The sequence below is a fragment of the Leclercia sp. TB492 genome (assembly GCF_049974505.2).
Lineage (GTDB): Bacteria > Pseudomonadota > Gammaproteobacteria > Enterobacterales > Enterobacteriaceae > Enterobacter > Enterobacter adecarboxylatus_C.
Window position 1 is genome coordinate 4208421 of the sequence record NZ_CM127572.1, and the last position, 11236, is coordinate 4219656.

Genomic DNA, 11236 nt, shown 5'->3' on the forward strand with positions numbered 1-11236 from the left:
TTTTAAGCCAGAGTGAATAATGGAACGTCTAAAACGGATGTCGGTTTTTGCCAAAGTCGTTGAGCTGGGCTCCTTCACAGCCGCGGCCAGGCAACTACAAATGAGCGTCTCGTCAATCAGTCAGACCGTCGCCAAACTGGAAGATGACCTCCAGGTGAAACTCCTCAACCGCAGCACCCGCAGCCTTGGTCTGACCGAAGCCGGCAAAATCTATTATCAGGGCTGTCGGCGGATGTTGTATGAGGCCCAGTCGGTGCATGAGCAACTTTACGCCTTCAACAACACTCCCATCGGTACGCTGCGTATCGGGTGCTCTTCAACTATGGCACAAAATGTGCTGGCCGGAATGACCGCCGACATGTTGCAGGAGTACCCGGGGCTGACGGTCAATCTGGTCACTGGTATTCCCGCCCCGGATCTGATTGCCGACGGGCTGGATGTGGTGATCCGGGTCGGGGCGTTGCAGGACTCCAGCCTCTTTTCCCGCCGCCTGGGCAGTATGCCGATGGTGGTATGCGCGGCGAAAAAGTATCTCGCCAGAGCGGGGAGCCCGGAGAAGCCGGCGGATCTCAGTAATCACGCCTGGCTGGAGTATAGCGTGCGCCCGGATAATGAATTTGAGCTGGTCGCGCCGGAAGGGCTCTCGACAAAACTGCTGCCGCAGGGGCGCTTTGTTACCAACGATCCGATGACTATTTCCCGCTGGCTGGTGGCCGGGGCCGGGATCGCTTACGTCCCGCTGATGTGGGTGATCAACGAGATCAACAGCGGCGAGCTGGAGATCCTCTTCCCACGCTATCAGTCGGACCCGCGCCCGGTTTATGCGGTCTATACCGAAAAGGACAAACTGCCGCTGAAGGTGCAGGTGTGCATTAACTATCTGACGGATTATTTCGTGCAGGTGGCGGCGCTGTTTCAGGAGATGCGGGGAAGGAAGGAATAACCCTCTCCCACAGGGAGAGGGTATTTCGGAAGGGGAATTATGCGGTACCGCCGACGGTGAGGTTATCCACCTTCAGGGTCGGCTGACCGACGCCCACCGGCAGGCTCTGGCCCTCTTTACCGCAGACGCCGACGCCGTTATCCAGCTTCAGATCGTTACCGACCATCGAGATCTGCTGCATCGCTTCGATGCCGGAGCCAATCAGGGTCGCCCCTTTCACCGCTTTGGTCACTTTGCCCTTCTCAATCAGATAGGCTTCTGAGGTTGAGAAGACAAATTTACCGGAGGTGATATCCACCTGGCCGCCACCGAAGTTTGGCGCGTAGATGCCATATTCAACCGACTCAATGATCTCCTGCGGCGTGGATTTACCCGCCAGCATATAGGTGTTGGTCATACGCGGCATCGGCAGGTGCGCGTAAGATTCGCGACGGCCGTTACCGGTTGGCGCCACACCCATCAGACGCGCATTCAGTTTGTCCTGCATGTAGCCCTTCAGGATACCGTTCTCGATCAGAACGTTGTACTGACCCGGCGTTCCTTCATCATCGATGGAGATCGAGCCACGACGATCGGTCATGGTGCCATCATCCACCACGGTGCAAAGCTCAGAGGCCACCAGCTCGCCCATATGGCCGCTGAAGACCGAGGTGCCGCGACGGTTGAAGTCGCCTTCCAGCCCGTGACCCACCGCTTCGTGCAGCAGCACGCCAGGCCAGCCTGCGCCCAGAACCACCGGCAGAGTACCCGCAGGTGCCGCGACGGCAGAGAGATTGACCAGCGCCATCCGTACCGCCTCTTTCGCCCAGGCGTCGGCGCGCACTTCGCCCTCAACCGGGTTCAGGAACCATTCGTAACCGAAACGACCGCCACCGCCGCTGGAGCCGCGCTCGCGTTTGCCGTCCTCTTCCACCAGCACGCTGACGGAGAGACGGACCAGCGGACGCACGTCGGCGGCCAGGGTGCCGTCGGTTGCCGCCACCAGAATCAACTCATATACGCCACTCAGGCTGGCAGAGACTTCCTGCACGCGCTTATCTTCCGCACGGGCGACTTTGTCTACCCGACGCAGAATATCCAGCTTCTCTTCGCGGCTCATGCTTTGCAGCGGATCGACGCTGGTGTAGAGCGCAGAGTGCTGCACTTCGCCCAGGGTTTTCACCCGGCCATCACCGCTGTCGCGCACGATGGTACGTGCTGCCTGCGCGCTCTGCTGCAGAGCAGTCAGGCTAATCTGGTCCGCATAGGCAAAACCGGTTTTCTCACCGCTAACGGCGCGGACACCAACGCCCTGGTCGATGTTATAAGAGCCATCTTTGATGATGCTGTCTTCTAAAACCCAGGATTCGTGATAGCTCGACTGAAAGTAGAGATCGCCGTAGTCGAGACGGCGTTCGGTCAGTTGACCAAGAATGGAAAACAGGTCCTGATGGCTCAGGCCGTTCGCTGCCAGCAGATGTTCACTTACCAGGTTCAGACTCATCGTTTTGCTACTCGTTCGTTGCCGTCCACAGGACGTATCTAAGATCTTATCTATTGAGAGTGAGGCAATTAATTGCCCGCGTCAAATCATTGCTGTGCATCTTTGCGTGGCTGACGCAGCACTTCATTAATCTGCGGTTTATCGACCGGGCCGGTGATGTGGTAGCGCAGAATAGAGACTTTGCTCCACAGCGGCCCCAGCACTTTACTGGCGGCAAACACCGCCGCGCCGACAATCGGGTTAACGGCGAAGGCTGCTGCCACGCCAACGGTGGCGGAGATTTCCGGTGCCACCACCGCTTCCATATCCAGTTCTCGACGCACCAGATTGACGGAGCCTTTCATGGCAATATCCGCCTCCAGCCCGTCGACCAGCGTATCATCCGTGTGCAGGACCCCATCCTTAATCCACGCGGTGCTGCGGATAGAGTCAAAGTAGAATCCTTCATTAAAGGTATCGCTGAAGTCAAAGCGCAGCTTGCGCAGCAGAGCGTCGAAGCTGAGCAGACGCAGCAGCTGCCCCGCATGGCCGGTGCTCAGATCCGCTATTTCACCTTTGCCTAACCGGGTCTTCAGAATGCCGTTCAGCGTGGCTTCGTCAGGCTTCCACGGCTGGTCGCGCCAGTGCAGATCGTAGTCGAGATCAAACGACGAACCGCGAATCGGCGTGGTGATACCGAAATAATTTGATGCCGCATCCAGCTTGTTGCCTTTGATTTGCCCTTTCAGCGAGGTGCGCTGCTCCCCGGCACCGTTCACCCACTCGCCGTTGGCGGTCAGGCGACCAAAGCCGGTATCAATCAGTCCGCCCGCCAGGGTAAGGGTGTTGCCCTTAATGGTGAAATCGCCATCGATACGACCGTACTTCTGCCCCCACAGCCAGCACTCAGCACAGCGCAGCTGTAAATCAGGCCAGCTGCTGAAATTAACCCGCGTGGTACTGGCTAACGGCGAAACTGTATTGCCTTTCCCGGCAGTGACGCTCGCCGGATTGTAATAGAGATAGCGGATCGCCGCCTGCCATGGCGCGGTGTCGCGCATCAGCAGGGTGGCGTTGATCTCCCGCCCCTGCGCCTCGACTTTTGAGCCGTTCAGGGTCGGCTGCGAGACGATGCTCAGGTTATTCCACTGCTGTCCACCCAGCGTCAGGGCCGGAGTGCGTACCGTGATATGTTGCGGGAACTGTGCTGACTCATCCACGTTTTGCCCGACGCCGCTCTGGAACAGGGCTAACCACTCGGCGCCATCCATCGGCGGCAGGTTGAGTTCGACGCCCGCCTGTTCCGGCAGCGGCGGCAGCGTGCGGCTGTCGCTGGTCCAGATGGCGCGATCCAGCGTCAGCTTGCGGTTCAGCAACCAGCGGCTGTTGAAGTGATTCTTACCACCGGCATTGCCCGTCAGGGTAAAGCTGTTGAGATCCCCGTCGACGTTCAGTTTCACCGGCAGCGGCTCACCCGCGCTTTTCTCCAGCGGCGACGGCAGGTCGCTGCTGACGTTCTTCAGATCGCCGCTGATATCCACTTTATACTGGGCATCGCCACGATAAGGCAGCTCAATCGCGACTTTGCCGTTCCACGGCAGGCGGCCTTCCAGCGACTGGCTGATGACTTTTGGCAGCACATCCATCCGCGAAGGCTGCCAGCTGGCATCGAGATTCACGGCCACCTGATAGGCTTTCGCGCCTTCGGTGGTGGAGAAGTCGATATTCACCGGCTGATTAAACCAGCTTGCGGTCAGCGGCCCGCTTTTGAGATCGCCATTCACGAAGCTGAACTGGCCGCTCAGATTGTTAATAGTGCTGTTCAGCGGCTTGATGAACAGGCTGTTATTCTTCAGCCTGACGTCGCCTTTGGCGGTGGTCATGGTGCCGTCGAACGGGATATCCAGATGTAAGCGAGCATTCACATCGCCATTCAGCTGGAGCTGCTGAAGGGTAGCGCCCAGGGAATCATCCAGCGGCGTCTCGTCAAAGTACGGCCCAACGGCTTTTCCGGGCCCGTTGATATCAGCGTCAATCAGTAGCTTTTCTTTCGAATAGTCCGGGATCACTGCGGTCAGGTTACTGGCTTTTACCCCGCCCAGCGCCACGCCGTCGGTCTTCATCCACAACCCGTCGTTGATGAAGTTAAGCTCAATATCGAGGTTTTTCAGCGCCGGCCACTCAGGCTGGAAGGCGTAGGTGGCGTTGCGTAACGGCACCAGAACCTGGAACTGGCCTTCGTTGTGCTTGTAGGGGAACAGGTGCGGGTTACCGCCATACACCAGGGTGGCGTTATCCGCCTGCCCGCCCTGAATGGCGCCGCTCAGGTAGTCCACCAGCGCTTTGCCCATCAGGTTTTCAGGAAAATAGCGCCAGGCCTGTGACCCATCGTCGGTGCTGATGCCCGCCAGGATCCCCAGCCAGGGCTCATCGCCAGCCGGCTGCAGATAGCGGAAATCACCCCGGGCACGCACCGCTTTGGCTTTCACGTCGATGTCACGTCCGTCGAGCTGGAAACCCTTCTCGTTCTTCAACCAGTGGAGGGTAGCGGTGCCTTTCTCCACCTCCAGCGGGGCGCGGAAGACGGTTTCGTAAGGCATTTTCGCATCGCGCATATGGGCCACCAGGCGGCCATTTTCCACGCTGCCCTGCAATGTGCCGCTGAAATGCTCGGCACCCGGCAGCAGCTCCCACTGCTTCCAGGCGAGATCGGTCCAGGCGATGTTGAAGCGCGTTTTTTCCGTCTCCTGCAGTGGAATATCCAGCGCCAGGGCGTTGATCGCTCCCACCGGCTGGGTGGCCTGCCAGACGTCGCCCAGCGACGGGGAGAGCTTCGCTGCAATGGTTCTCAGCCCTTCAAGGCCTGACAGCTCCAGATTGCTGGCGCGAATGCGCAGCTCGTCGCTGCGTGTGTTATTAGCACCGCCCACGTCCTGCCCGGGGATCCAGGCCAGGGCCAGCGCCCCGCGCGGCCACGCCTTGTCGTCCATGGTAATGCGGGTATCCGGAATGGCGAACTGCCAGCCCTCTTTCTCGCGGGTGACGTGCGCGGTCAGATTATCAACCGAAAGCTGATGCTGGCGCGCCTTCCCCGGCCAGCTGGCGCCCCCCTGCTTCAGCCAGATATCGCCGCTGGCGAACTGGCCATCGGTGAGGGTCATCCATCCTTCAATGCTGAAGCGCGCGGTTTCCAGCTGCATATTCTGCTGCACCCACTCACCCAGCCAGGGTTTGACGTCCACGTCATCGGCCTGCATCCATACTTTGCCGTTATTCAGCAGCCCCTTGTCATCACGCAGATCCATCCGCACCTGCATCACGCCATGCTGTCCGTTCAGGCTGGAGAGGCTGACCTGGCCTTCCGCACGGTGCCGCTCTTTGCCGTTGAGCCAGGTAAGCTGAGGGATCGCCAGTTCGGCACGCTGTCCTGAGAGAGTAATAAAGCTGATTTCACTGTCGCGCAGATCGAAATGATCGAACTGGCGCAGGAACAGATCGCTGACGCGGTTGGCCTCGAAGCCTTCGCCCTGGTCGTCACTGCGCAGCGGGGTGTTGGTCAGAAACTGCAGCTGATAAAAGGTAAGATCGCGAAACTGCCAGCGCAGGTGCAGCAGGCTTTGCCACACGTCCAGCGCCAGGGTCACGCGTTTGATTTTCAGATGGCCGCCGTCTTTCAGCTGCGCGTTGATGTCGCGCACTTCAAGAGTCGGGCCGAAATTCTGCCAGCTCGCGTTGAGCTGGCTGGCCGCGACGGGCATGCCAGTCGCGGATTCGATCTTCTCCAGCACCTGCGGGCGCCAGGCGTCCAGATGCGGCAATATGAGGCGCAGCCCGCTTACGAGCAGCGCGACAATCACGATCAGCGTTGCCCCTGTAAGCAGTAAAATCCCCGGCAGTCGCCTCACGCGTCTCTCCTTGTCAGCCGTTCTTGTCTCGCAGTACCTGCGGATTACATCATCACCACGTCAAACTGCTCCGGGTTATAGAGCGGCTCTATCTGCACTTTTACCTGTTTGCCGACGAAGATTTCCACTTCTGCCAGCGCGTGGGACTCTTCCCCTTTCAGGGCTTCCGCCACCGAAGGAGAAGCATAGACCAGGAAGCGGTCGGAGTCGTAGGCGTGATGCACACGAACAATCTCCCGCATGATCTCATAGCAGACCGTTTCCACCGTCTTCACCGTGCCGCGGCCATGACAGGTCGGGCACTCGTTGCACAGCACATGCTCCACGCTCTCACGGGTGCGCTTGCGGGTCATCTCAACCAGCCCAAGCTGGGAGAAGCCGTTGATGCTGGTTTTCACGCGATCTTTACTCAGCGCCTGCTCCAGGGAGTGCAGCACGCGGCGGCGGTGGTCTTCGTTACTCATATCGATAAAGTCGATGATGATAATGCCACCCAGATTGCGCAGACGAAGCTGACGCGCAATGGCCTGCGTCGCTTCAATATTGGTATTGAAAATGGTGTCGTCCAGATTGCGGTGACCGACAAACGCCCCGGTATTAATATCCACGGTGGTCATCGCTTCGGTCTGGTCGATAATCAGATAGCCACCGGACTTGAGTTCGACTTTACGTTCCAGCGCGCGCTGGATTTCGTTTTCGACATCGTAGAGATCGAAGATCGGCTGGCGTCCGGTGTAGTGCTCCAGCAGACCCGGCATTTCCGGAATGTACTCGGCGGTAAATTCGAGCAGCGCATCATAGGTCAGACGGGAATCGACGCGGATGCGATCCAGCTGGGCATCGGCGAAGTCGCGCAGTACGCGCTGGGCCAGCGCCAGCTCACCGTACAGCTGATAGCGCGTCTGGTTGCGTTTTTTACGCTCCATCACCTTGGTCCAGACGCGTTTCAGGTAGGCGGCATCCGAGGCGAGGTCTTCTTCGCTGATCCCCTCTGCGGCGGTGCGAATGATAAACCCGCCCTGCTCATCACAGTAGGCGCCAACCACTTTTTTCAGCCGGTCGCGCTCGCTTTCGCTCTCTATACGCTGGGAAACGCCAACGTGAGAGGCGCCAGGCATAAAGACCAGATAACGGGAAGGTAAGGTGATGTCGGTTGTCAGACGCGCGCCTTTGGTGCCCAGCGGATCTTTTACCACCTGCACCATCAGATCCTGGCCCTGACGCACCAGCTCGGAGATATCACGGACGGTAAACTGCTTTTGCTCTTCACCCGCCACACATTCGGTGTGCGGCATGATATCGGAGGCATGCAGAAATGCCGCTTTATCCAGGCCAATATCTACAAATGCCGCCTGCATACCCGGTAGTACACGACTGACACGACCTTTGTAGATATTGCCTACTATTCCGCGCCGCGCTTCACGCTCGATATGAATTTCCTGAAGAATTCCGCCATCGATATAGGCCACACGGGTTTCCGAGGGCGTTACGTTTACCAACAATTCAGCCGTCATAATTATCCCTTCCCTCACGCAGTGAGTTAAAATTGCTTAGCAACTCATACGTTTCCACCAGCGGTAAGCCGACTACGGCGTGATAGCTGCCATTGATCTTCCTGACAAAACAGCCACCCAACCCTTGAATACCGTATGCACCTGCTTTATCCATTGGTTCACCGCTGGCGATATAACCGGCGATATCCTCTTCTGTGAGTACTCTGAACGTGACATCGGTGACCACCAGACAGTCGAGCACGTGCTGGCGGTCTGCCAGCGCGACGGCGGTCATCACCTGATGCGTATGGCCGGACAATTTGCGCAGCATCGTAAACGCATGCTTATCGTCGTGCGGTTTCTCGAGGACTTCACCGTTAAGGATCACGATGGTATCTGCGCCCAGCACCGGTAAATCACGCGGCGCCTGCGCCACGCCTGCCTGCGCTTTCTCCCGCGCCAGACGGGAAACATACTGTTGTGCGCTTTCACCCTCGGCACGTTGCTCTTCAATGCCGGTGACGATGCGTTCAAAAGATACCCCTAACTGCGTCAGGAGTTCCTGACGGCGCGGGGAGCCGGAAGCGAGATACAAAGACGTCATAGAAACCTTTTATTGCACGGCAAATTGCTGGCGAACCTTACGCATCAGCAGGAACAACCATGGCCAGAGCACACCGTTTACTACACTACTCCAGAACACTTCCGGACGGAAAGAGACGTTGATCACTAAAAACTCTGCCCAGAAAACAATGATATCCGCGGCCATGGATAACAACATCACCACCAGCGCCTGTTGCCAGAGCGCCAGATTACGAAAGAGCTGGAATTTCAGAGCGACCAGGTATGCGATGATACTCATGGACAAAGCGCGAACGCCAAGCGTTGAGCCACTAATCAGATCCAGTATGGCACCCATCACAAAACCTGTGCCCACATTTACGCGGTGCGGCAGGGCGAGGATCCAGTAGAGCAGAATAAGCAGCACCCAGTTTGGCCGGAAAACGAGAATGTCGTCCGGCCAGGGCATCACTTGCAGCAACAGCGCGATCAAAAACGAGAGCCAGATAACCCAGCGTCCCTGGCTACGGTAGCTTGCCACTATTGCCCTCCCGGGGAGAGTTGCGGTGGCGGTGGCGCATCAGGCGGCGGCTGGGTCAGCCCGGTTGCTGGCGCAGGAACTGGCGCAGGCGGCCCCATCGAGTTTGGCGCAGGCAGAACCTGCGGCATCATCTGCATCAGACGTTCATTCGCCACGCGATGCACATCTTCCGGGGTCATCGGGTTAGTGCCGTTACGATCGGCACCCCACAGCAGCAGCAGATAGCGCAGGCGCTGCAGACCCGCCGTTGGACGAGCCTGAATCACGGTGTAGGCGCGCTGGGTATCCAGCTTCACGGAGGAGACCACCCCAACCGGATAACCTTCCGGGAAGCGACCGCCCAGACCCGATGTCACCAGCACATCGCCCACGCGAATATCGGTATTCGCCGGCAGATGTTCCAGCTGCAGATCGTCCGTACAGCCGTTACCGGCCGCAATCACGCGAATATCGTTACGCAGTACCTGGATCGGCAGCGCATGGGTGGCATCACAAATCAGCAGCACGCGGCTGGTCAGCTTCGCGACCGCAACCACCTGGCCGACGACGCCTTTATCGCTGATCACCGGCTGGCCTTCGTACACACCATTGACGCTGCCCTTGTCGATCACCACCTGATCGCTGTACGGATCGTTAACGGTGGAGATCACCTGGGTCACCATCTTCTGCTCATCCTGACGCAGCGGGGAACCCAGCAGCTCACGCAGACGAGCATTCTCCTGCTTGTACTGGCCCAGCATCAGTATCTCGCTGTTTTTCAGCAGCAGTTCCTGACGTAACGCGCGGTTTTCAAGTTCGAGTTGATCGCGTGAGGACAGGGTTTGCGAGACGCTGTCGAGTAATTCACGGGGACCATTTGATACAAAGTAGAAAGGACTGACGGCGGTATCCATGTACGTTCTGATCTGGCTGAACGTACCGAGGCGGCTATCGGCAATAATGACACCAAGCGCTACCAACACCCCAAGGATCAGGCGAAACTGTAGCGACGGGCCACGGCTAAAAATTGGCTTCATAGGCTATGCGTACTCTCGCGTCAGAGAGAAAGGGTAGCCATCCGCTACCCTTTCACACCTGACTACTCTTCGCTGAACAAGTCGCCGCCGTGCATGTCGATCATTTCCAGCGCCTTGCCACCGCCACGGGCTACGCAAGTCAGTGGATCTTCTGCAACTACGACAGGAATTCCTGTCTCTTCCATCAACAGGCGGTCGAGGTTACGCAGCAGCGCACCACCACCGGTCAGAACCATACCGCGCTCAGAGATATCGGAAGCCAGTTCCGGCGGGCACTGCTCGAGGGCAACCATGACGGCGCTGACGATGCCGGTCAACGGCTCTTGCAGCGCCTCGAGGATTTCGTTGGAGTTCAGGGTAAAGCCACGTGGAACGCCTTCGGCCAGGTTACGACCGCGCACTTCGATCTCGCGCACTTCGTCACCCGGGTAAGCAGAACCGATTTCGTGCTTAATACGCTCTGCGGTGGCTTCACCGATCAGAGAGCCGTAGTTACGGCGAACGTAGTTGATGATGGCTTCATCGAAGCGGTCACCACCGATACGTACGGAAGAGGAGTAAACCACACCATTCAGGGAGATAACGGCCACTTCAGTGGTACCGCCACCGATATCCACCACCATGGAGCCGGTCGCTTCGGAAACCGGCAGGCCAGCACCGATAGCGGCAGCCATTGGCTCTTCAATCAGGAAGACTTCACGCGCACCAGCGCCCTGAGCGGATTCACGAATAGCACGACGTTCTACCTGGGTAGCGCCAACCGGCACACACACCAGTACACGCGGGCTTGGACGCATAAAGCTGTTGCTGTGCACCTGTTTGATAAAGTGCTGAAGCATTTTCTCGGTCACGAAGAAGTCAGCGATAACGCCGTCTTTCATCGGACGAATGGCAGCGATATTACCCGGCGTACGACCAAGCATCTGCTTAGCGTCATGGCCGACGGCCGCTACGCTTTTCGGTGAACCAGCACGATCCTGACGAATGGCCACAACTGAAGGCTCATTCAGTACGATGCCTTGTCCTTTTACATAAATGAGGGTATTCGCGGTACCCAGGTCAATGGACAGGTCATTGGAAAACATGCCACGAAATTTTTTCAACATACTAAGGGATAATCCTGAAAGCTGGGGCGGAAAACAAAATCCGCTTACTTTACCAACCACACGCAGCAGCGACAAGGCGCAAAAATCGCCTGCTACGGTGAAAATTTGTGCAGCACGTTTCCTTTGTTACAAATCGTCGCCTGACTCCCTCAGGGCTGAGAAAAAACAGCGTTCCTCACGTTCATTTGTAACCCGTTAAAGGTCGCTCA

At 57.8% G+C, this 11236-nt stretch carries 8 protein-coding genes; 1 reads left to right on the forward strand and 7 read right to left on the reverse strand.

Annotation, left to right across the window (positions count from 1 at the left end; translation table 11 throughout):
- Positions 1 to 19: 19 nt before the first annotated feature.
- The gene (gene aaeR / locus ACP4QI_RS19920) at positions 20 to 943 is read left to right on the forward strand and encodes an HTH-type transcriptional activator AaeR (RefSeq protein ID WP_142487288.1); all 924 of its coding nucleotides are present in this window, start codon (positions 20 to 22) and stop codon (positions 941 to 943) included.
- A gap of 37 nt (positions 944 to 980) precedes the next feature.
- Here aaeR and tldD read toward each other — a convergent pair whose 3' ends face one another.
- The 7 genes from tldD to mreB all read right to left on the reverse strand — a co-directional run bounded on the left by tldD (position 981) and on the right by mreB (position 11027).
- Complete coding sequence (tldD, locus tag ACP4QI_RS19925; protein WP_142487289.1) at positions 981 to 2426, reverse strand: metalloprotease TldD; 1446 nt, start codon at positions 2424 to 2426, stop codon at positions 981 to 983.
- Positions 2427 to 2512: 86 nt separating this feature from the next.
- Entirely contained in the window at positions 2513 to 6310 is a 3798-nt protein-coding gene (gene yhdP, locus ACP4QI_RS19930; protein ID WP_426495735.1) for an AsmA2 domain-containing protein YhdP, read from the reverse strand.
- A 44-nt stretch (positions 6311 to 6354) separates the two neighbouring features.
- Entirely contained in the window at positions 6355 to 7824 is a 1470-nt protein-coding gene (gene rng / locus ACP4QI_RS19935; protein ID WP_142487291.1) for a ribonuclease G, read from the reverse strand.
- Entirely contained in the window at positions 7814 to 8407 is a 594-nt protein-coding gene (locus ACP4QI_RS19940) for a Maf family protein (RefSeq protein ID WP_426495734.1), read from the reverse strand. Before ACP4QI_RS19940 ends, rng begins: the two co-directional genes overlap by 11 nt.
- A 9-nt stretch (positions 8408 to 8416) precedes the next feature.
- Positions 8417 to 8905 (reverse strand): rod shape-determining protein MreD, encoded by a 489-nt coding sequence (mreD, locus tag ACP4QI_RS19945; RefSeq protein ID WP_032614566.1) that lies wholly within the window; start codon positions 8903 to 8905, stop codon positions 8417 to 8419.
- Positions 8905 to 9921 carry a rod shape-determining protein MreC gene (gene mreC / locus ACP4QI_RS19950; RefSeq protein WP_142487293.1) on the reverse strand — a complete coding sequence of 339 codons (1017 nt, stop codon included), beginning with the start codon at positions 9919 to 9921 and terminating at the stop codon, positions 8905 to 8907. The genes mreD and mreC overlap by 1 nt, the downstream gene beginning before the upstream one ends.
- A gap of 62 nt (positions 9922 to 9983) precedes the next feature.
- Positions 9984 to 11027 (reverse strand): rod shape-determining protein MreB, encoded by a 1044-nt coding sequence (mreB, locus tag ACP4QI_RS19955; protein WP_000913396.1) that lies wholly within the window; start codon positions 11025 to 11027, stop codon positions 9984 to 9986.
- Positions 11028 to 11236 lie beyond the last annotated feature (209 nt).